20 protein-coding genes are annotated in these 20,536 nt (G+C 65.3%); 4 read left to right on the top strand and 16 right to left on the bottom strand.

Annotated features, from left to right (window positions below):
- Positions 1–422: 422 nt before the first annotated feature.
- The 3 genes from metE to aceA form a co-directional block, all read right to left on the bottom strand.
- On the bottom strand, positions 423–2,741 hold the full coding sequence (metE, locus tag B0T44_RS01185; RefSeq protein WP_077118282.1) for a 5-methyltetrahydropteroyltriglutamate--homocysteine S-methyltransferase: 2,319 nt from the start codon (positions 2,739–2,741) through the stop codon (positions 423–425).
- A gap of 325 nt (positions 2,742–3,066) precedes the next feature.
- The gene (locus tag B0T44_RS01180) at positions 3,067–3,939 is read right to left on the bottom strand and encodes a 3-hydroxybutyryl-CoA dehydrogenase (RefSeq protein ID WP_077118284.1); all 873 of its coding nucleotides are present in this window, start codon (positions 3,937–3,939) and stop codon (positions 3,067–3,069) included.
- A 184-nt stretch (positions 3,940–4,123) separates the two neighbouring features.
- Complete coding sequence (gene aceA / locus B0T44_RS01175) at positions 4,124–5,413, bottom strand: isocitrate lyase (protein ID WP_077118286.1); 1,290 nt, start codon at positions 5,411–5,413, stop codon at positions 4,124–4,126.
- Between the two features lie 493 nt (positions 5,414–5,906).
- Between aceA and B0T44_RS01170 the strand changes: the two genes are divergently transcribed.
- The 3 genes from B0T44_RS01170 (at position 5,907) to B0T44_RS01160 (ending at position 9,390) form a co-directional block, all read left to right on the top strand.
- Positions 5,907–7,055 carry a lipase family protein gene (locus tag B0T44_RS01170; protein ID WP_077118288.1) on the top strand — a complete coding sequence of 383 codons (1,149 nt, stop codon included), beginning with the start codon at positions 5,907–5,909 and terminating at the stop codon, positions 7,053–7,055.
- Between the two features lie 256 nt (positions 7,056–7,311).
- On the top strand, positions 7,312–8,313 hold the full coding sequence (locus tag B0T44_RS01165; RefSeq protein ID WP_077118290.1) for an XdhC family protein: 1,002 nt from the start codon (positions 7,312–7,314) through the stop codon (positions 8,311–8,313).
- Between the two features lie 123 nt (positions 8,314–8,436).
- A complete protein-coding gene (locus B0T44_RS01160; RefSeq protein ID WP_254893647.1) occupies positions 8,437–9,390 on the top strand; it encodes a hexose kinase in 954 nt (317 codons plus the stop codon).
- On the opposite strand, the gene ramB is transcribed toward B0T44_RS01160, so the two are convergent.
- The 9 genes from ramB to B0T44_RS01115 all read right to left on the bottom strand — a co-directional run bounded on the left by ramB (position 9,383) and on the right by B0T44_RS01115 (position 15,651).
- Entirely contained in the window at positions 9,383–10,789 is a 1,407-nt protein-coding gene (gene ramB / locus B0T44_RS01155) for an acetate metabolism transcriptional regulator RamB (RefSeq protein WP_077118292.1), read from the bottom strand. The two genes, B0T44_RS01160 and ramB, sit on opposite strands and share 8 nt — an antisense overlap.
- Positions 10,790–10,839: 50 nt before the next feature.
- Positions 10,840–11,115, bottom strand: a complete 276-nt coding sequence (locus tag B0T44_RS01150) for a DUF3349 domain-containing protein (protein WP_081511450.1) — start codon at positions 11,113–11,115, stop codon at positions 10,840–10,842.
- A gap of 6 nt (positions 11,116–11,121) precedes the next feature.
- Positions 11,122–11,649 (bottom strand): DUF3349 domain-containing protein, encoded by a 528-nt coding sequence (locus B0T44_RS01145; protein WP_081511449.1) that lies wholly within the window; start codon positions 11,647–11,649, stop codon positions 11,122–11,124.
- A 12-nt stretch (positions 11,650–11,661) separates the two neighbouring features.
- Positions 11,662–11,940: a hypothetical protein gene (locus B0T44_RS01140; RefSeq protein ID WP_077118294.1), complete on the bottom strand. Its 279-nt coding sequence runs from the start codon at positions 11,938–11,940 to the stop codon at positions 11,662–11,664.
- Between the two features lie 8 nt (positions 11,941–11,948).
- A complete protein-coding gene (locus tag B0T44_RS01135) occupies positions 11,949–13,190 on the bottom strand; it encodes an inorganic phosphate transporter (RefSeq protein WP_077118297.1) in 1,242 nt (413 codons plus the stop codon).
- A gap of 147 nt (positions 13,191–13,337) precedes the next feature.
- The gene (locus B0T44_RS01130; protein WP_077118299.1) at positions 13,338–13,724 is read right to left on the bottom strand and encodes a DUF5313 family protein; all 387 of its coding nucleotides are present in this window, start codon (positions 13,722–13,724) and stop codon (positions 13,338–13,340) included.
- Between the two features lie 2 nt (positions 13,725–13,726).
- Positions 13,727–14,197 (bottom strand): MarR family winged helix-turn-helix transcriptional regulator, encoded by a 471-nt coding sequence (locus B0T44_RS01125; RefSeq protein ID WP_077118301.1) that lies wholly within the window; start codon positions 14,195–14,197, stop codon positions 13,727–13,729.
- A 121-nt stretch (positions 14,198–14,318) separates the two neighbouring features.
- Complete coding sequence (locus tag B0T44_RS01120) at positions 14,319–15,188, bottom strand: nuclease-related domain-containing protein (RefSeq protein WP_077118303.1); 870 nt, start codon at positions 15,186–15,188, stop codon at positions 14,319–14,321.
- Between the two features lie 85 nt (positions 15,189–15,273).
- Positions 15,274–15,651 (bottom strand): VOC family protein, encoded by a 378-nt coding sequence (locus B0T44_RS01115; RefSeq protein WP_077118305.1) that lies wholly within the window; start codon positions 15,649–15,651, stop codon positions 15,274–15,276.
- Positions 15,652–15,778: 127 nt separating this feature from the next.
- Here B0T44_RS01115 and B0T44_RS01110 point away from each other — a divergent pair, with 127 nt between their 5' ends.
- Complete coding sequence (locus B0T44_RS01110; RefSeq protein WP_077118308.1) at positions 15,779–16,552, top strand: TetR/AcrR family transcriptional regulator; 774 nt, start codon at positions 15,779–15,781, stop codon at positions 16,550–16,552.
- A 33-nt stretch (positions 16,553–16,585) separates the two neighbouring features.
- Here B0T44_RS01110 and B0T44_RS01105 read toward each other — a convergent pair whose 3' ends face one another.
- From B0T44_RS01105 to lpdA, 4 genes are all read right to left on the bottom strand, one after another.
- Positions 16,586–17,131, bottom strand: a complete 546-nt coding sequence (locus B0T44_RS01105; protein ID WP_077118547.1) for a carboxymuconolactone decarboxylase family protein — start codon at positions 17,129–17,131, stop codon at positions 16,586–16,588.
- 254 nt (positions 17,132–17,385) lie between these two features.
- Positions 17,386–18,102 (bottom strand): polysaccharide deacetylase family protein, encoded by a 717-nt coding sequence (locus B0T44_RS01100; protein ID WP_077118310.1) that lies wholly within the window; start codon positions 18,100–18,102, stop codon positions 17,386–17,388.
- A gap of 12 nt (positions 18,103–18,114) precedes the next feature.
- Positions 18,115–18,921 carry a phosphotransferase gene (locus B0T44_RS01095; RefSeq protein ID WP_077118312.1) on the bottom strand — a complete coding sequence of 269 codons (807 nt, stop codon included), beginning with the start codon at positions 18,919–18,921 and terminating at the stop codon, positions 18,115–18,117.
- 118 nt (positions 18,922–19,039) lie between these two features.
- Complete coding sequence (gene lpdA, locus B0T44_RS01090) at positions 19,040–20,440, bottom strand: dihydrolipoyl dehydrogenase (protein ID WP_077118314.1); 1,401 nt, start codon at positions 20,438–20,440, stop codon at positions 19,040–19,042.
- Positions 20,441–20,536 lie beyond the last annotated feature (96 nt).

The raw sequence follows: 20,536 nt of genomic DNA, 5'->3' as shown, positions 1-20,536 counted from the left end.
AGCGACCGGCATCACAACATGCGGCGGATACCGGGCTACCGCAGCGAACTGCGGCGACCCCGGCCAGCCGATGTCGGCATCACCGCCCCTGTTGCCTTTCTCGCGTCGACAAGACCCGACTCGGCCTCCTCCCTCCCTGGAAAGAGGGGATGCCAACCCTCGCGAGCCGGGTCGCGGAGTTTCACCGCAGACAGCTGGAAGGACGAACCTTGTCCAGTCTTACATCCACTCCGCATACATTGCTGTCTCACCAGGCGCGACGGCAACAGCCCAGGACTGAACCAGATACGCTGCCCCGCCTGAATACGGAGGCTTACGCGCTGGGTCGCTCTTCGCCTGCGCGGCCTCCGCCCGCCCGGCCCGCCCGCGGCATCGGCAGGTGGCCGACGCCGCGGCACGAACTGGGCCAGGTGTGCGGGCAGCTAATCGCCAGACGACTTCGCGGCGAGGATACGGCGACGAACCCGGCGAGCAGCGGCGACCATATTGCGCAGCGAAGGGTCCAGCTGCCAGTAGTGCCGGGTCTTCAACCCGCCATCCGGATTCGCCCACAACCGTTGCGGCCCTACCGCCTTGGCCGCGGCGGTGAGCAGTTCGTCGAGCTCATCGATATCGGGGATACGCGCCGAACGGCTCTCGTACACACCGGGACCCACCCCGTGGCTGAGGCCGTGCCCGGATGCGTAATCCTCCTCCAGCGCCTTGAGCACCCATTCGATGGAGCGGGTGGCGACGATCGCGGTGACATCGGCGTCGAGTTCTTCGATCGCCTTCACGATCTCGGTGCGTCCGGAATACGGGATATGGGTGTGGATCTGGGTTTCGGCTTTGACACCGGAAGTGGCGAGACGGAATGCGGCGACCGCCCAGCGCAGGTATTCCGCGCGTCCGGCCGGGCGTGGTGGCAGCAACTCCCGGATCGCGGGCTCGTCGACCTGAATGATCGAAATACCCGCCCGTTCCAGATCGACCACTTCGTCCCGGATAGCCAGCGCCACCTGGTCGGCGGTCTCGTACAGCGGCTGATCCTGCCGCACGAACGAACGCGACACCATGGTGACCGGCCCGGTCACTATGGCCTTGACCGGTTTATCGGTCAGCGACTGCGCGTAGGTGATCCATTCCACCGTCATCGGCGCCGGCCGCGACACATCACCGTAGATGATCGGTGGCCGCACACACCGCGACCCGTACACCTGCACCCAGCCGAAATGGGTGGTGGCGAAACCGTCGAGCAGTTCGGCGAAATACTGGACCATATCGTTGCGTTCGTGCTCACCGTGCACGAGCACATCGAGGCCGATATCTTCCTGCAGGCGGATGGTGGCCTCGATTTCGGCCTCGATCCGCTTACGGTACTCCTCGTAGGACAGCCGCCCCTCCCCCAAGTCGTAGCGGGCCTGACGGATCTTGTCGGTCTGCGGATACGAGCCGAGCGTGGTGGTAGGCACCGGCGGCAGATTCAGTTTCGCCTGCTGAGCGGCGTGACGCACATCGTACGGGTCTCGTTCCCGCATTTCTGGGGTGATCGCATAAACCCGTTGCCGCACCGCGTGTTTCTGCTTGAAATGCACTTCGGTGGGACGTTTGCGCCATTTCTCCGAAGGCCCTTCGGTGAGCGCTTTCGCAAGCGAAACCACTTCACCAACTTTTTGTTTCGCGAACGCCAGACGATCGGCGACATGACCTTCGATATCGTACTCGGCGAGCACGTCATAAGGCACGTGCAGCAGCGTGGTCCCGGTGGAAACCACCAAATCAGGGCACACCTCGGCCAGTTCGCTGAGATATTCCAACGTCACGTAACGGTCGGCACGCCACACATTGAGCCCACTGATCACGCCCGCATACAGCCGTTTACGGCGGATACCGGGAATTTTCGCCAGGTCCTCGGGCCGCATCCGGAACGAGGCAAGGTCGAGGCCGATTGCTTCCACCCCGGTGCCGGCGAGGATGGCAAGCGCAGGCCCGAAATCACCGTATTGGCCGGTGACCAGAAGACGCGGCCGCAGCGGCGCCTTCGACAGACGCTCATAGGCTTTTTCGAACGCGGCTAGTTCGACATCCGTACGTTCGCTGGTGAAACAGGGCTCATCCAGCTGCACACAGGTGGAACCGCGTTTGGCCAGGATTTCGAACAGCTCTTCATAAACCGGCAGCAACCGATCCAGCAATTCGAGGGTGTCGAACCCGCCCGACTCGCCGGGAATATGCCCCGCTTTGGACAGCAGCAGCAGCGACAGCGGACCGAGCACCACCGGGCGCAGTTCGATCCCTTCGGCTATGGCCCGATCCCATTCGTCCAGCAGCGCCTCCGGGTGCAGCGAGAACTCGGTATCCTCGGCCAATTCCGGCTGCCGATAGTGGTAGTTGGTGCCGAAGAAACGCACCAACTCCAGCGGCGGCAGATCAGGGCGACCCCTGGCCATCAAGAAGTAGAAATCCAGCGGATCCATATCCTGCTGGTATTCGGCGAACCGAGCCGGGACCGCACCGAACAGCAGCGCATTGTCCAACACATGATCGTAGAAGGAAAAAGTGTTGCCCGGCACCTGCGTCAAACCGGTCGCAGCCAACTCACTGAACTGCCGCTCCTGAATATCGCGGCCGACAGCGAGCAGTTCGGCCCTGGTGCTGGTGCCGTGCCAATACGATTCGAGCGCCCGCTTGAGTTCCCGGTGCGGTCCGATCCGCGGATATCCGAGGACACTGGAGCCGAATCCTTCGTTGACATTGGCCATGAGCGCAACTCCTGTGCTGTATCTATGGCCGCGACTCCGTCGCGGCGGGGTTCGCGGCCCCCTGGTGGCTCGGGTTTCCGCCTTCGCGACTTGCGCCTTCGGTGCGTGCACGAGTGTCGGACGTTCGTCCGCCCCTGTGCTCCTAGCTGCGAGGGCGGGAACCCGAGCCGGGCCGCGAACCGGGCGGGGTGCTCGGTGTTCGCGGCTGGCGGCTAGCGGCTTCGGCGGGGGCCGGGACAGATGGTGATCTGTCCCGGCGCTGGCAGCTGCTAGGGATGCGGGGTGGCCGCCGCGAGCTGCGGCTCGTACAGGTTGTCGTCGTTGTTCAGGTCCGGTTGTACTGGTAGAAGCCTGCGCCGGTCTTCTTGCCGAGTAGGCCTGCTTCGACCATACGCATAAGCAGCGGCGGGGCCGAGTACAACGGTTCTTTGAATTCGGCGTACATGGAGTCGGCGATGGACTTCACGGTGTCGAGGCCGACCAGGTCGGTCAGTGCCAGCGGCCCCATCGGGTGGGCGCAGCCGAGCACCATGGCCTTGTCGATGTCTTCCTTGGTCGCGAAACCGGATTCGACCATCCGGATGGCCGACAGCAGGTAGGGCACCAGCAGCGCGTTCACCACGAAACCGGAACGGTCGGACGAACGGACGACCTCTTTGCCGAGCACATCGCCTGCGAATGCTTCGGCCCGCGTCAAAACGGCTTCGCTGGTTTTGAGGGTGGTGACCAGCTCGACCAGCGGCAGCACCGGGACCGGGTTGAAGAAGTGCATGCCGACGACCCGCTCGGGGTTGTTGGTGGCGACGGCGATCTTCATGATCGGAATGGAGGAGGTGTTGGACGCCAGCACCGCAGCCGGGTCGGTCACCACCTTGTCCAGTTCCGCGAAGATGGCGGTTTTGACCTTCTCGTCCTCGAGGACGGCCTCGACGACCAGCTGGCGATCGGCGAAATCCCCCAGGTCGGAGGTGAACCGCAATCGCCACGCGGCCTGCTCGCGCTCGCGTTCGGTGATCTTGCCGCTGCTCACGCCGCGGTCGAGCGACCGCAGGATGCGGGCTCGTCCGGCGGCGGCTAGTTCCCTGGTCTGCTCGTAGACGAGCACGTCGACATGCGCCCGCGCGCACACCTCCGCAATTCCGGCACCCATCTGTCCGGCGCCGATAACACCGACGCGCTGAATCTTCTCGCTGCTCACGTCCCGCTCCTGCTGGTTGGTCTGGCCTGTCGGTGGCTGGGGGCGAAGGTGTGCTCTGGTGTGAGCGAGCCTTCGACGGTCAAGTATGTCGGTTTGTTCGAGTTATAGGGATGCCCTCCCCACTGGGGCTGTCAGCGGGGAGGGCGGTACACCCCTACCGGAGTAGCGGGCTGTAGGTCGCGACCTAGTGGAACTGCCCTTCCTCGGTGCTGCCCTTCAGGGCGGCGGTCGAGGTGTTGGGGTCGACGGTGGTGGCGATGGTGTCGAAGTAGCCCGCGCCGACCTCACGCTGGTGCTTGATGGCGGTGAAGCCACGCTCCGCGGCGGCCTTGAACTCGCGTTCCTGCAGGTCGACGAAGGCGGTCATACCCTCGCGGGCGTAGCCGTGGGCCAGGTCGAACATGCCGTAGTTGAGCGAGTGGAAGCCGGCCAGGGTGATGAACTGGAACTTGAAGCCCATCGCGCCGAGCTCCTTCTGGAACTTGGCGATGGTCGCATCGTCCAGGTGCGCCTTCCAGTTGAACGACGGCGAGCAGTTGTAGGCCAGCAGCTGGTCCGGGAACTCCGCCTTGACGGCCTCGGCGAACTTCTTGGCGACCTCGAGGTCCGGCACACCGGTCTCCATCCAGATGAGGTCGGAGTAGGGCGCGTAGGCCTTGGCGCGCGCGATGCACGGCTCGATGCCGTTCTTGACACCGAAGAAACCTTCGGAGGTGCGGGTGCCGTCCAGGAACTCGTGGTCGCGCTCGTCGACGTCGGAGGTGATCAGGGTGGCGGCCTCGGCGTCGGTGCGGGCGATGACGACGGTCGGGACACCGGCCACGTCGGCGGCGAGACGCGCAGAGGTCAGGGTGCGGATGTGCTGCTGGGTCGGGATGAGCACCTTGCCACCGAGGTGGCCGCACTTCTTCTCCGACGCGAGCTGGTCCTCCCAGTGGGAACCGGCGACACCGGCGGCGATCATGGCCTTCTGCAGCTCGTAGACGTTGAGCGCGCCACCGAAGCCGGCTTCACCGTCGGCGACGATCGGGGCGAGCCAGTTCTTGACCGAGGTGTCGCCCTCGACCTTGGCGATCTCGTCGGCGCGCAGCAGCGCGTTGTTGATCCGGCGCACAATCTGCGGCACCGAGTTGGCCGGGTAGAGGCTCTGGTCGGGGTAGGTGTGGCCGGACAGGTTCGCGTCGCCAGCGACCTGCCAACCCGACAGGTAGATGGCCTTCAGGCCGGCGCGGACCTGCTGGACCGCCTGGTTGCCGGTCAGGGCACCCAGCGAGTTGATGTAGTCCTCGTTGTTGACGAGATCCCAGAGGATCTCCGAGCCACGGCGAGCGAGCGTGTGCTCCTCGACGACGGTGCCCTGCAGCTTCGACACCTGCTCGGCGGTGTAGTTGCGGGTGACGCCCTTCCAGCGGGGGTTGGTGTCCCAATCCTGCTGAATTTCCGCGGCGGTCTTCGGGGTGCCGGTGGTCGACATCTTCAGACTCCACTTTCTCGTTCGGTTGGTGCCGCTTCGTCAGGGTCGAGTGTGTTTCCACTCGAACTGCTGGAGCAGCGATTTGCAGGCTTGCTAGGCCCAGGAGGTGTACTTCAACACGATGGCACACCGAGAAATAGCCGTCTACCTGTTGCTTCTGTGAATCTCAGCTAGCTTTCCGGCCCAGTTTGCCAACTCTGTGAAATTTGCCCGCGAATTGCAAGCGTGCAATCTACTCGCGAGTAGCTCTGACGTGCGCTTTTAGCGTAACGCTCGTACTGCTTTCCATCTCCGGGTGGCAGGGGACCGATCCGCTGACCACCCATCGGTTGTGAGCACTTTCACAAGCGGAGATACTTGCCTTCGCTGTGAACCAGCGCACGATCACGCATGAGCCAACCCCGCGGCGTGACGCACACTCATGACACCAGCCCGGCCCTGACACTGCGCAGGTCCACACGTACGGCCGGTGACCTATGGACGGGAGCCCTTCATGCGGATCAACCGGTTCATCGCAACAGCGATCGCTGCCTGCGCGGTCTGCGCCGCGGGCCTGCTCCAGCCGCCGAGTGCGAGAGCAGCGCCGGACGCACCGGGGACGGTGACCGCGGTGGAGTCGCTGCCCCCCGCCGCGACCCTGCCGGGTTCGGTCGACTCGGCCCGCATCCACTACTGGTCCACCGGCGCGCACAATGCCCCCATCCCGACCAGCGCCGCCGTCTACTTCCCACCCGGCGCACCACCCGAGGGCGGCTGGCCGGTCATCGCCTGGGCGCACGGCACCGTCGGCCTCGGCGACGACTGCGCCTACAGCGTGGCCGGGCCTGCCGCGGCAGAACGCGACTGGGCCTATCTGGGTGCCTGGCTGCGGGAGGGTTATGCGATCGTCGCCGCCGATTACGCCGGGCTGGGCGGGCCGGGAGATCATCCGTATCTCAACGGCGTGGTGGAGGCGCACAATATCGTCGACGCGGTCACGGCCGCCACCGGGCAGTATCCGTCGCTGTCGCGCTCATGGGCGGTGGTCGGGCAATCCCAGGGTGGCGGGGCGGCCATGTTCACCGCCAGGCATGCCACCGCATTCGGACCGGAACTGGACTACCGCGGCGCAGTAGGCACCGGTGTGCCCGCCTATATCGAAGACATCCTGCTACCGCTCGGCCCTGGCATTCCACCGGTCGAGCTGAGCCCGCACTCCACGGCCTATGCGCTGTACATCCTCGCCGGACTGCGCACCACCCATCCCGAACTCGGCATCGAATCCGTTCTGAACGACACCGGGCGGCAGTGGCTCGAACGCGCCAGGAGCTCCTGCCTCGAACCGTTCGGCGCGGAGCTCGACGCCGCAGGGGTGGTGCTCGGCGACCTGTTCGCCCGTCCGCTGGCGCAGCTTCCTGATCTGCACGGTGTACTCACCCGCTATATGGGCTTACCGGAATCCGGGTACGACCGACCCGTATTCCTCGGCCAGGGACTGCGCGATACCGATGTCATCACTCCGCAAACCCTTCGCTTTGCCGCATTGCTGGCAGCCAAGGGCGAACCGGTGACGGTGCGCGTCTACCTCGAAGACCACAACGGCACAGTAAACGCCTCATTGTCCGATTCGCTGCCATTCGTCAAGCAACTGTTTTCCCGATAGCGGGAACTCCTGAATTGTCGTTCCGTTAACGCGTAGCGACCTACCGGCCCGAGCGCGAACGTTCACAATCCAGGAGCGAAGACGTTGTCCGGGACCACAACTCTTGCTCGAGGTTCACGCGAAAGCCGGATGAGGTTTCGTTACGAGCCAACAATTCACCTCGAACAACGATATGGTGTGCGTCACGTGCGCGGTTTTCGGTGACAGGGGTCGATAGGGAGCGCCTGCCCACCGCCCACGCTGATCGGAGCTGTTGATGCGGAACATCGTCGATGACCTGTTGCGGGTATGGCGTTCGGGCCGGACCGGCGGACTGGCGACCATTGTGCGAACCGGGGGGCCGACCGATTTGCCGGTGGGTGCGGCAATGCTGGTCGATCCCGACGGCGGGGTATTCGGCTCGATCACCGCGGGCGGCGTGGAACAGGCCGCATACGAGGCGACATTGCAGGCGGCGCGCACCGGCCAGCGCGCCCTGCACCGGTTCACGGTGCCGAGTCCCGACCCCGGCGCGGGCGGCGCCGTACTCGACGTGTTCACCGAGCCGTTCTCGCGCGTTCATTTCCCGGAATTCCCGGCCGTTGCCACAGAAATAGCCGCCAATCGGCGGGTAACGGTTTTCACTGTCGTCTGGAATCCGGAACCGGCGATGATCGGCCAGCATCTGATCACCGACAAACGGCATGCCACCGAACTGGTCTCGCTGCCGCAGTCCGACATTTTCGTCTCCTCGTTCGCTCCGGCGCCCCGGTTGATCATCTTCGGCGCCAACTCGTTCGCCGCCGCGCTCTCGGTTCAGGCGCGGCTGCTCGGATATCGGGTGACCATCTGCGATACCCGCGCCGAATTCGCGAACCCGGAATCCTTCCCCGGCGCGGACGTAGTGGTCGACTGGCCGCACCGCTATCTCAATACGTTGTCGGCGGCTGGGGAGATCGATCACACGACCGGGATCGTGGTCGTCGCGCACGACCCGCAATTCGAGATCCCGCTGCTCACTGTCGCGCTGCGGCTGCCGGAGGTCGGCTACATCGGCGCGCTCGGCTCCCCGTCGACGCACGCTCGCAGGCTCGACGATCTGAAAGCGGGCGGATTCGACGACGCCCTGCTGGCCCGCCTGCACGCACCGGCTGGTATGGATATCGGCGCGCTGACCCCGGCCGAAACCGCCGTCGCTGTCGCCGCCGAACTGCTCGCCGCACGTAACGGGCGACTAGGCCGCATGACCGTCACCTACCCCGAAGCCGTGGCGGGCTGAGGCATCGACGGTCTCGATGGCAGCGCGCGGAATGTTTTTGTGGCGCAAACGTGTTCGAACTGTGCAGTCGAACTACTGACGCACCCACTTCGGTAGTAGACAGTTGTTCCTGTGATCCTCACCGTGACAATGAATCCCGCCTACGATATGACCTACCGTGTCGAAAGCTTCGAGCGCGGGCAGGCACACCGGGTTCGTACCGTCGAACAGCGCATCGGCGGCAAAGGCATCAATGTGACGCGGGTGCTCAACCAGCTGGGCCGCTACTCACGGGCCACTGGTTTCGCCGACCACATCTTCTCCGCGGCAGCCGAATTGGAAATACCGGTCGATTTCGTGCACGCGCTGCCGTGGGTGCGGCGAACGGTGGTGATCAGCGAATCCGAGACAGGCACCGCGACCGCACTGCGCGAGCCGGGGGCTACTGTCTCCAACCCGCACGCCGGCGAGCAGCTCACTGTGCGGGTATCCGGCCTGCTCCCCGCTATCTCCGGCTTGGTGATCGCCGGGTCGCTGCCGGGCGGTATCGATCCCGGCTTACCCGCGCAGCTCGCCCGCACCGCACTCGCCGCGGGCGTGCCGACGATCTGCGACCTCGACGGCGAACCGCTGCGGCTGGCCGCGCAGGTGCCCGGCGTAGTGCTGATACCCAACCGTGCCGAACTCCAGCGCCTCCTCGGGACACTGCCCGAAACCCCTGAGGACATCGTGACCACCGTGCGCCCGTTCATCGATGACGGGGTGGCCGCGGTGATCGTCACACGCGGCGAACTCGGCATGGTCGCGGTCACCGGATCGGGTAGCTGGAACGCTTCGCTCCCGGCCCCGCTGGCGGGCAACCCCACCGGCGCAGGCGATTGCGCAACGGCCGCGGTGATCGATGTGCTGACCAAACCCGAAGCCCCGGACTGGCCTGCCCTGCTGGTGAATGCCGTTGCTACCTCTGCCGCCGCGGTCGTCATTCCCTTGGCGGGCGAAATCGACCGCCGCCTGCGCGACCACCTCGCCCCGACAGTTCGGGTCGAAGAACTTCAGGCTGGAGAAGCCGACCCCGTCCCTACGGGGGAAGCTATTTGAGCACGTACGGCGATACCGAGCTGCGATGCTCGCTGATATCGAGGGTTTTGCCGAGCGGTGGGAACGCACGCTGCGGGCAGTTGGCCCGCTCGCATACCCGGCAGCCCGCGCCGATGGGGGTGGCCGTCGCCTCGTTCAGATCGATACCGTCGGCGTAGACCACCCGTCCCGCATGGCGTAGTTCGCAGCCGAGACCGATGGCGAAAGTTTTGCTCGGCTGCCCGAAACGGGTGGCGCGCCGTTCTACCGTGCGGGCGACCCACAGATATTTGCGGCCGTCGGGCATCTGCGCGATCTGGGTCATGATCTTGCCCGGATAGGCGAAAGTCTCGTACACATTCCACAGGGGGCAGGTGCCGCCGCTGGAAGAGAAATGAAACCCGGTGGCCGACTGGCGCTTGGACATGTTGCCTGCCCGGTCCACCCGGACGAACGAGAACGGGACGCCGCGCAGTTCCGGCCGCTGCAAGGTGGACAGGCGATGGCAGATCGTCTCGTAGCTCTGGGTGAAGAATGCCGAGAGCCGCTCGATGTCGTACCGGAAGTTCTCGGCCACCTCGTGGAAATAGGTGTAGGGCAGCACCGCGGCCGCGGCGAAGTAGTTCGCCAGGCCGAGCATCGCCAGTTTGCGGGTGTCTTCGGAGGCGAAATTGCCTTCGTCCACCAGCTTTTCCAGTAGCGACCCGCATTCGAAATAGGCCAGTTCGGCGGCGAGTTTGAAGGTGCGCTGCCCACCTGAGAGATGCGGGGCGATTTCGAGTACCTGGGTGTCGGGGTCGTAGCGGTGCAACACCCCGCCGCCGAGGTCGATCCGTTCCATGATCCGCACCCCGTGTGAGCGCAGTGCGCGGGGAATCTCGCTGTGCGTATCGCCGCCGTGCAGCCGGATCCGATTGGCGAGTTCCTCGGCAGCGGTATCGAGTTCGTGGATGTAGTTCTGCCGCTGATAGAAGTAGTCGCGCACTTCCTCGTGCGGTTTGCTGATGGTGGCGCTACCTGCGCCGTCGGCGAAACGGTCCTCGGTGGCGGCGGCGAGCTGGGCACTGGTGTTGCGGTAGCGGTTGTGCATATTGACCAGTGCCCGGGCCATGCTGGGATGCGCGGAGACGATTTCGGCGATCTCCTTGGCGTCGGCCTCGATCCCGAGTTCCTGGTCCATCACCACTTCCTGCAGTTCGGCGATGAGCCTGGTGTCGTCCTGCGGGGAGAAGAACGTCGCGTCTACCCCGAACACCTCGCTGATGCGCAACAGCACCGGAACGGTGAGCGGACGCACATCGTGTTCGATCTGATTGAGGTAGCTCGCCGATATTTCCAACTGCTGGGCGAGCGATACCTGGCTCAGCCCGCGTTCGGTCCGCAGCTGCCGCAGCCGAGCGCCGACATAAGTCTTGGCCATGCGCCCAGTTTAGAGGCGGTTTCGCATCCTGCAATAGCGAAATTAACACCTCATGCTGGCCACGACGGGGGTTCCAGCCGCGCTATGACCCGTTCCACGTCCGATTCCGACGGCATTTCGTTGGTCATCTTGGTGATCATCACCTGGATATCGGTTTTACCGACCGGCTCATCACCCGAACGCAGCAGCTCACCGGCGATCTGCTCGACCTCAGCATCAGAGAGCCTGCGCCGCAGCAGCGCCAGCAGCGGGATGTAATCCGATTCGGGAATCCCGTCGGGATAACCGGCCCGCAACCAGTCGATGATGGCGTTCAACAAGGCCACCGCCGGTCAACTCGCATCCGACTGCGGGGTGTCGAGGGGCCAGCCGCCTGCCGCCAGATGAGCAGCCACCCGGGAAATATCCGATGGCTTCGGTTGCTGTTTGGCGAACCGGGCGATGGCCGCCTCGATATCGGCATGGGTGATCTCGGACTCCGGATTCGCGCGCACCACCTCGTCGGCGATCGCCGCCACTTCCCGGTCGCTGAGGTGACGGCGCAGCACCGCGTACAGCGCCAGATAGTCCGACCGCGGCACACCTTCCGGATAGCCGGCCCGCAACCAGTGCACGATACGGCCGAGCAGGTTCCGTCGCCCAGGCGAGGGCGCCGGGGCAACCTCCCCGGAACCGGTGGGTCCGCCACCTGTCGCCTCCGCGCGACTCTGCGCTTCGGCGTCGGCGGACGCTGGTGCCGACGCCGATTCGGCAGTAGGTTCAGCGCCCGGCACACCGGTTTCCGCATTCACCCGGTCGTCTGGTTTCGCCGGTGGGTCGACGGGTTGTCGCTGCGATAGCTCGGGTTCGGGTTCGTTCATGGTTGCACCTCGCTATTCCCCGAACAGGTGGATGCCGAGGCGGGCGGCGATGAAGGCCCTGGCGGTGTACAGAATCCCGGTGACGACCGCGCCGAGCACCAACAGCAGGCAGCCCACCGCGCCGGCCAGAGCCGGATAGTTGCGGCGCACCACACCTTCGTCGTCCACGGTCTCGGCGGACGACCAGCACCGCACCCCCACCGCGAAAACGATCGGCAGGCCTGCGCCGAGCAGCAGCGCCGCGGCGGTCACCTGCCACAGCGCATTGAGGTTTGTGATCAGCGTCTGCACCGCGCCTCCTATCTTCCCGCCTGCTGGGCGCCGATTCCGGAACCGGCGGCCATATCGGATGCACCGGAACGGAGGTGCTCGGCGTTACCGGTGACGCCGATATCGCCGGCAGCCGCCTGTTCGGGCCATTCGTTGACGTTATGCGTTCCGACCGGGTCGCGCCGGGACCTGAGGTACATGAAGGCCGACAGCGCGACCAGGATGGCGAACACCACTCCGGCGCCGAGCAGTCCACCGATGGTGTGCCCGATCAGCCAGCAGGCCGCGCCGACCACACCGGCAGCGGGCAATGTCAGCAGCCACGCGACCGCCATCCGGCCCATCACCTTCCAGCGCACCTCGGCGCCTTTACCGATACCGGTGCCGAGGATCGAGCCGGTGGCGGTCTGTGTGGTCGACAGCGGCAGACCGAAATGAGACGAGGTGAGGATGATCGACGCCGCCGCCGTTTCCGCGGCCAGACCCTGCGGCGATTCGATATCGACCAGCCCTTTGCCGAGCGTACGGATGATGCGCCAGCCGCCGAGGTAGGTTCCCGCCGCGATCGCGACGGCACACGAGGCCATCACCCACAGCGGCATCTCGTCGTTGGGTGCGAGGCTGCCGTGGGCGACGAGCGCAAGGAAGATGACGCCCATCGTTTTCTGCGCGTCGTTGGTGCCGTGCGCCAGCGACACCAGGGACGCCGAGCCGATCTGGCCCCAGCGGAAGCCCTGGTTCACCTTCGTCCGGGCGGAGTCCCGGGTGATCCGGTACACCATCAGCGTGCCGACGGCGGAGACCAATGCGGCCACCACCGGGGCGAGTACGGCGGGCACGATGATTTTGGTGAGCACCCCCTGCTCCCCGGACGCCCAGATGACGCCGTTCCAGCCCAACGAGGCCAGGGTGGCGCCGATGATCCCACCGAACAGGGCGTGTGAGGAACTTGATGGCAGGCCGAACAGCCAGGTGAGCAGGTTCCAGACGATGGCACCGACCAGTCCGGCGAACACGATGAACAGCAGGTTGTGGCCCGACACTTGGTCGAGCCGCACGATTCCCTTCGCGACGGTCGCTGCGACCTCGACCGACAGGAATGCCCCCACGAGATTGAGCACCGCCGACAGCGCGACCGCGACCTTGGGTTTCAATGCCCCGGTCGCAATCGATGTCGCCATCGCATTGGCGGTGTCGTGGAAACCATTGGTGAAATCGAATACCAGCGCCGTGACGATGACGATCAGCAGTATCAGCAGTTCGGCGGACACCTGTTCAGTGTGCGGCAACGGTTTGTCCGCTTGTTCACCCAGTCCTCATGGTTGGGGAACCGTTATGGGATACCATTCGCCCTCTTTTGCGGTGCAGGCCGCGATATCGAGCATCGCAGCCCCCAAGGTGCGAAGTACCCCGAATTGTCAGGTGTTGGTTCGGGGGTATTTGGCCTCATAGGCCGCTCGTTCGGCAGCGCGGCGAGCGACCCGATCGGGGTTCTGCAGATCCGGCGGCAGCCCGTGCTTGATCAGCCGGTGTTCCCGATTCATCGGCATATAGGCCACGCAGTAGAACAACCCCAGCAGCACGGCCAGCAGAATCATCGCCCCTCGGAGCCATAGCGGCCCGGGGAACAGCAGGAACGCTGCGAAGATCGGGGTCAGCGGGACCATACCGCGCACCATATGCCGGGGTGTGGCGTATTTGCCGGTGAGGTCGTTGCGTACCCAGTCGCTCATCGAATCGGGTAGCCGCCGTCCGCAGGCGTATCCGATCCACTGGATCGGGTTGGGACGTTTCCGCTCGGCCATGATCACACTTCCTGTTCCTGCGGGGCCGGTAGCACCGAGCGGCGCGCGGCGGCGTTCACCTTGTTCAGCACAGTGCGTAGTTCTTCCAGGTCGGCCAGGCTCACACCGAGGCGTTCCACCACGGCGGGCGGTATCTTCTCCGCTTCGCGGCGCAGGGCTCGGCCGGCATCGGTGAGGTCGACCACGAGGGTGCGTTCGTCGTGTGGTCCGCGGCTGCGGGTGATGAGCCCGGCGGTCTGTAGCCGTTTGAGCAGCGGGGACAGGGTCGCCGAATCGAGTTGGATGGCCTCGGCAATGTTCTTCACCGACATCGGCGCTTCCCCCCACAGCGCCAGCATCACCAGGTACTGGGGGTGGGTGAGTCCGAGCGGTTCCAGCAGTGGCCGGTATACGGCCAGCACCGCACGGTTGGCCACGGCCAGGGCGAAGCAGACCTGCCGGTCCAGGCGCAGCGGGTCGTTATCAGGCTCCATCGCATCCTCCTCACCTGGAGGTTAGCGCATTAATAGTTTGCGCATTAATAGTTGTGACGCAAGGTACGGCGTAGGCACAGTCAGCAGCGGTCGACCGGCCCCGATGCCCCTGCGGGCAGGATCAGCAGTCCTGCTGCAGCGGCCAGCACTCCACAGCGGTATGCGGCGCGGGCGAGGTGGATTCGGTGGAGGTGGTGGTTGCGGCAGGCTCGGACCGAGTCCGGTCGGTGGACAGCGCGCTGAGGATCACCCCGAGGACCACCAGCATCCCCAGCACCGCGGTGACGACCACTGCCCAGCCCGCAGTGGTCTGGCCGCGGGTGTGTTCGGGTGTCCGATCCACCCGGACCTTGTCCTTGTCCGCGACGGGTTCGGGCAGTTTCTCCGCAAAACCAGCGGCGAGCAGATCGGCACGGGTGATCCCGTCCGCGCCGAGCGCTTTCACGGCACCCAGCACCCGACCTGCGGTCCAGCGGACCGGTCCGGGTGCGAAACTTTCCAGATAGATACGCATTTCGGTGGCATCGGTGACATTGCAGACGACCACGTCCAGACCCGGCCGCAGAGTCGAACGGGCCGGACGCAGCGCGGCGCCGCGAAATGCCATGAGCGCGATCGCACCACAGATATGGCCGGGGTCGTGCAGCGCCCGTTCCAGGGCCTGCCGGACCTCGGACACCGCGATCTGGAGCCGATCGGTAGGGCTGACACCGGGCGCGGCATCGATATCGGCGCGGGCCTGGCCGATCTTCCACGGGCCTTCGGTACGCACATCGAGCACTCCGGCCTGGCGGCTGCGGAACCCGACCACCTCGAACACCGTCATTCCCTGCGGTGTCCACACCACGGCATCGATCCGGCGCGTCCCGCCGTTGTCGCCGATACGCAGGTCGATCAGGGCGAGGCCGGTGATCGGGTAGCGCCGTAGACATTCGACGAACTCTCGTTCGGCCGCAGTCAATTCCGCCCGTTCACCGACCTCAACCAACATCGTGCGTTACCCCTTGTGCGCGTATCGTCCCCGGCCACCCGATACCGACCCATATCTCACCCGGGCACCACTGCAACCACAAGCCCTAAACCCATTGGACGAGTTGGATGATGATCCCGTTGGGGTCGGTCATCTGGAAGTAGCGTTCGCCCCACTCTTCGGTCTCGATGGGCGTGACGATGGGGACTCCTTCCGATTGCAGGCGAGCGTATTCGGTGTCGATGTCGTCCACCACGAAAACGACGAGCAAACCGTCACCCGCGCTGCCCGCGATACGTTCCGGTTTGAACGTCGACAGGCCGGTGCGCAGGTAGATGAGGTTCATGCCTGCATCGGGGCGGGACAGGGAGACGAACCCGTCGGCCGACATCTGCTCGGTGAATCCCAGGTGGTCGATGGCGAATTGCGCCGAGGCTTGCGGGTCGGCGACGTTGAGCGAGATGGCGGACTGGGTGATTCGCATACGCGTTCTCCTTGCGATCAGTAACTCTGTACTTAGTACGTTATACTTTGTAGAGAGTTAGCTGAGCAAGGAGTTGTGATGCACCTCACATCGATAGGATCGAGTCGAACCAGGCGAGGAGGCCGTTTTGACGGGAACGAAACAGCCCAAAGAGCGCAGCGGCGCAGGTGATCCGGTGCGCACGCTGGAACTACTATGGCGGGTACCCGGCAAGGCCGGGCGGGGCCCGAAACAACGCAGCAGCACCGATGCCGTGGTAACCGCCGCCATAGAGATCGCGGACACCGACGGCATCGGAGCACTGACCATGCGCGCCGTGGCCAATCACCTCGGCCTCACCCCCATGGCCACCTACACCTATGTGCCGGGCAAAGCGGAACTCATCGACCTGATGCTCGACACCGTCTACCTGCAGATGGACCGCACCGACCTCACCGGACTGGACTGGCGGGCCAAGGTCACCGCCATCGCCGCCGAGAACCGCGCCATGCTCACCCGGCATCCGTGGGTGGCCTACCTGCCCATCACCCGCCCCCCACTCGGACCGGGCCAGCTGACGAAATACGACCACGAACTGGCCGCGTTCGACGGGCTCGGGCTCGACGAGGTAACCATGGACGCCGCACTCACCTACGTCCTCGGCTTCGTGGTGTCGGCCGCCCGCATCAGCATCGACACCGCAGCTGCCGCGGCCGACAGCGGATACAGCGACCAACAGTGGTGGGAACGCGCCGCACCGTTACTCGAACAACTCATCGACCCCGAGCGGTACCCGCTGGCCACCCGGGTGGGAACGGCGGCAGGCCACGCGCACGATTCCGCCTACAGCGCCGAGCACGCGTGGGAATTCGGGTTGGCCCGAGTGCTGGACGGGTTGGCTGCGCAGTTCGAGCAGAGCTGACGGTTACCGCAGCGTGGCGGCGGAGTCGCGGGACTAGAACTTGTCGCGTCGGATGCGCAATGCGGTGATCGTTGCCGCCAATCCTTCGTACTGATTGATCAGCAGCACGATTTCGATCAGCCTTCGCTCGTCGTAATGGGCGGCCAGACCGGCCCACGTCGCATCGTCGATATCGCGAGTGGCCACCAATTGGTCTACCGCGGCCAGCAGGGCACGATGCTTGTCCGACCAGCCCGGCGCGTCCGCACCCGCACGCACCCGCTCCAGAATCTCCTCAGTCACCCCAGCCCGCCTGCCCAGCCGGATGTGATGGTCGGTTTCGTATTCGCAGCCGCGCAGATGCGCCACCCGCAGGATGACCAGCTCGGTGTCGTGCCTGCTCAACCGCCCGCCCGGCATGAGTTTGCCGGAGAAATGCAGCCAACCGCGGAATAGCCCGCCGGAGCGGCCCAGCGTGCTGAACAGCTGCGCGTCCCCCGTGCCCGCAGCCCGCGAAAGCACCTGCCACACAACCCAGTTGATCGGGCCCAGCTCCCGGAACCGCCCCGGGGAGATACGTGGTTGCGACGCCGAAACCATCTGCACTCGCCCCTTTCACGACATCAGCGCGCCCACCGCAACGACTCGACCGGGTGGCGAGCCGCGAGCGTGGGCCGGAAGCCTGACACTACCGCTGCCAACGCCAACCCGCCGCGTCGAAACAACCGCGCCGAGTACTTCGATCTGCGACGCGTTCCTCAGGCGGCGCTGTTTCCCGGCGCATTTCGATCCGTCCTACCGCGGCGCTGGTCGCTGGGCCTTCAGGCTTCGCCCGAGCCGTGTCTACGGGGTGCTCAGACCGGCCCGGTCCCGCGCGCCAGCAGCTCGGAAACGGTGACGAAGCGGTACCCGTCCGCACGGAGCTCGGCAACGATACGCGGAATGGCGGCACGTGACGAGGCACGACCGGGGAACATCGCGTGCAGCAGAATGATCGACCCCGGACGCACACCGGACAGCGTTTCGGCGACGATCTGATCGGTGGTCGGCTCCTCGCCGACTTCCCCTTCGACATCCCAGGTCACCGTGAGCCGGTCGTGGTCGGACAGATATCTCGGCAACGACCACAGTTTCTTCCCATACGGTGGCCGGAAGGTGATCAGCCCCTGGTACCCGGTTTTGCGGATCTCGGTATCGGTGCGCTCCACCTCCTCGGCGACCGTGTCCCGGGATACCAGCACCATCCGGCGATGCGAATACGTGTGGTTACCGATATCGTGCCCGGCCGCCGCGATCGCCGCCCCGTGCTCGGGATGCGCGGCCAGATCCCGCCCGTTCAAGTAGAAGGTCGCCGGGACGTCCGCACCGGCGAGGATCCGCAGCACTTCTGGTGTCAGATCGGTGGGACCGTCGTCGAGAGTCAACGCGACGATCTTCTCGGTCGTATCGACCCGATCCACCAGCCGCCCCGCCAGCTGGAAGCTCCGCGCATTCATGACGTAATAACCCCCGGCCACCAATGCCAGCACCACCACGAGCGCGAGCACCACACCGATAATCCATCGCCGCATCCAGGTTGTATATCAAGGAGCGCAGCGGAACTGCACGCCCGTGAGCCGCCGGAGCACGCCGTCCAGACCGGAGCGAACCTCGGCGGGCTCGTCGTGGTCCAGCCCGTGCAGGACTTCGTACCACGGGCCGAGCTGGTGCCACCGGAAGGCGCGTTCGCGTAAATGCCGAGTGACACCGTATGCCCGCGCTGCGGCGCATGAGAACTCGTGCGGCGTTGCGTGAAGTACCCAGGCCAGGTCGATCGCGGGGTCTCCGGCGTGGGCATCGGAAAAATCGATCACTCCGGTCAGGCGTTCATCGGTGCACAGGACATGTTCCGGGCCGACGTCGCCGTGGACGACCGTGTCGGCGGGGAGTCCGCCTATCGCATCCAGCAAGTTCGTTGCCGCAGCGCGATGAGGGGCTGGGAGCAGGGGCGTGACTTCCGACCGGAACCTGGCCACCGTCTCGTCACGATCACGCGCGGTCTCTCGAGCCGTGGGCAGGCCGTGTGCGACAGCTGCGGCGAGGTCCACCGCATGCAAGGCGCGTAGGAACCGGCCGAGCACGAAGCCGTTGTCCGCGCTCAGAGTGTCGATGGGTTCGCCCGCGACCAGCGCATGGCGGACGACCAGAGGCTCCACTGCTGCGATCCGGGGTTCCGGCACCGCCAACGGCAACCGGGCCGCCAGCCAGGGCATCAGCTGCGTTTCCATCCGCAACCGACCGGCGACTTCGACTCGGCGAGGCCGGCGGTCCACCCAGCGGCCGTCGACCAGGGTCGCCACGCTGTCCCAACCACTGCCGAAGTTCACCGGAACTGCCGCGTCTTTTTCCACGCGCTGATGAAACCGGCTTACGGCGCGACACGCATCGTATTTTTCGGCCGCGGATACGCGTATGGGCCGCCCGCACCGAGGCGAGCGGCCCATATCCGCCGGTCCGGGGCCCGGGCGATCAGAAGTTGATCATGTGCCCCGCCAGCCCGTGGATGGCCTCCTGCAGGGCCTCGCTGAGCGTCGGGTGGGTGTGCACGTTGCGGGCCAGCTCGTTGACCGTCAGATCCCACTTCTGGGCCAGGGTCAGTTCCGGCAGCAGTTCGGAAACGTCGGGGCCGATGAGGTGTCCGCCGATGAGTTCGCCGTGGGTGTTATCGGAGATGAGCTTGACGAAACCGGTGGCATCGCCAAGGCCGTGCGCCTTGCCGTTGGCGGTGAACGGGAAGGTGGCGACCTTCACGTCGTAGCCTTCGTCGCGGGCCTGCTGTTCGGTGAGGCCGAAGCTGGCAACCTGCGGCTGGCAGAAAGTGGCGCGCGGCATCATCCGGTAATCGCCGAGCGTCATGGTCTCCGCGTCGCCGATGGTTTCCGCGGCCACCACGCCCTGGGCTTCGGCGACGTGCGCGAGCTGCAGTTTCCCTGTGACGTCGCCGATGGCGAAGATATGCGGCACGTTGGTGCGCATGTAGTCGTCGATGGCGATGGCGCCGCGCTCGAGCTGCACCCCGGTGTTCTCCAGGCCGTAGCCCTCGACCCGCGGCGCAAAACCGACAGCTTGCAGCACCTTGTCGACGGTGACCGTCTCCACCGAACCCGACTTGTTGTCCTTGATCGCGACGGTGACCTTGGCGCCGTCGTCATCGATGGACTGCACGGCCGCACCGGTGGTGATGGTGATGCCGAGCTTCTTGTAGGCCTTGGTGATTTCCTTGGAGACGTCGGCGTCCTCGTTCGGCAGCGCCCGGTCGAGGAACTCGACGATCCGCACGTCCACGCCGTAGTTGCGCAGCACGTAGCCGAACTCCATCCCGATCGCGCCCGCACCGACGATCAGGATCGAACCGGGCAGGTCACGGGTGAGGATCTGCTCTTCGTAGGTGACGACATTGTTGCTCAGCGAGGTGCCGGGCAGCAGTTTGGTGACGGTGCCGGTCGCGATGATGACGTTGTCGAAGGTGACCGTCTCGGTGCCGCCGGAGCTGAGTTCGACCGAGATGGTGTTGGGGTCGGTGAACGTGCCCTTACCGTCGTATTCGGTGATCTTGTTCTTCTTCATCAGGAAGTGGACGCCCTTGACGCGCCCGTCGGCGACCTTGCGGCTGCGGTCGAACGCCGCACCGAAGTCGAACGACGCTTCACCAGTGATGCCGAAGGTCTTGGCCTCCTTGGTGAAGATATGGGCCAGCTCCGCGTTGCGCAGCAGCGCCTTGGAGGGGATGCAGCCCACGTTCAGGCATACGCCACCCCAATATTTCTGCTCGACGATCGCTGTTCGCAGGCCGAGTTGAGCGGCACGGATCGCAGCGACGTAACCGCCGGGACCAGCACCGAGAACGACGACATCGTAGTGGGAAGTCACGGCTTCGAGCCTAACGCTGTCACCAGCTCGCGGCCCAGTCGCCCGTCCCGCTGTTGGTGAACCGGCCCGGCGTACGAACACCGGCCGAACGAGTAC

The organism is Nocardia donostiensis, from assembly GCF_002081715.1.
Taxonomy (GTDB): Bacteria; Actinomycetota; Actinomycetes; order Mycobacteriales; family Mycobacteriaceae; genus Nocardia; species Nocardia donostiensis.
Note: the sequence above shows the minus strand (reverse complement) of the source record. Positions and strands in the feature narration are given on the sequence as shown.

What these genes read in the sequence shown, in the direction of transcription:
- metE (WP_077118282.1), bottom strand. Translation starts at nt 2,741, where the DNA reads ATGGCCAATGTCAACGAAGGATTCGGCTCCAGTGTCCTCGGATATCCG.
- aceA (WP_077118286.1), bottom strand. Translation starts at nt 5,413, where the DNA reads ATGTCGACCACCGGCACCCCGAAGACCGCCGCGGAAATTCAGCAGGAT.
- B0T44_RS01165 (WP_077118290.1), top strand. Translation starts at nt 7,312, where the DNA reads ATGCGGAACATCGTCGATGACCTGTTGCGGGTATGGCGTTCGGGCCGG.
- B0T44_RS01100 (WP_077118310.1), bottom strand. Translation starts at nt 18,102, where the DNA reads ATGCGGCGATGGATTATCGGTGTGGTGCTCGCGCTCGTGGTGGTGCTG.
- ramB (WP_077118292.1), bottom strand. Translation starts at nt 10,789, where the DNA reads ATGGCCAAGACTTATGTCGGCGCTCGGCTGCGGCAGCTGCGGACCGAA.
- B0T44_RS01145 (WP_081511449.1), bottom strand. Translation starts at nt 11,649, where the DNA reads ATGAACGAACCCGAACCCGAGCTATCGCAGCGACAACCCGTCGACCCA.
- B0T44_RS01105 (WP_077118547.1), bottom strand. Translation starts at nt 17,131, where the DNA reads ATGGTTTCGGCGTCGCAACCACGTATCTCCCCGGGGCGGTTCCGGGAG.
- B0T44_RS01120 (WP_077118303.1), bottom strand. Translation starts at nt 15,188, where the DNA reads ATGTTGGTTGAGGTCGGTGAACGGGCGGAATTGACTGCGGCCGAACGA.
- B0T44_RS01170 (WP_077118288.1), top strand. Translation starts at nt 5,907, where the DNA reads ATGCGGATCAACCGGTTCATCGCAACAGCGATCGCTGCCTGCGCGGTC.
- B0T44_RS01125 (WP_077118301.1), bottom strand. Translation starts at nt 14,197, where the DNA reads ATGGAGCCTGATAACGACCCGCTGCGCCTGGACCGGCAGGTCTGCTTC.
- B0T44_RS01130 (WP_077118299.1), bottom strand. Translation starts at nt 13,724, where the DNA reads ATGGCCGAGCGGAAACGTCCCAACCCGATCCAGTGGATCGGATACGCC.
- B0T44_RS01115 (WP_077118305.1), bottom strand. Translation starts at nt 15,651, where the DNA reads ATGCGAATCACCCAGTCCGCCATCTCGCTCAACGTCGCCGACCCGCAA.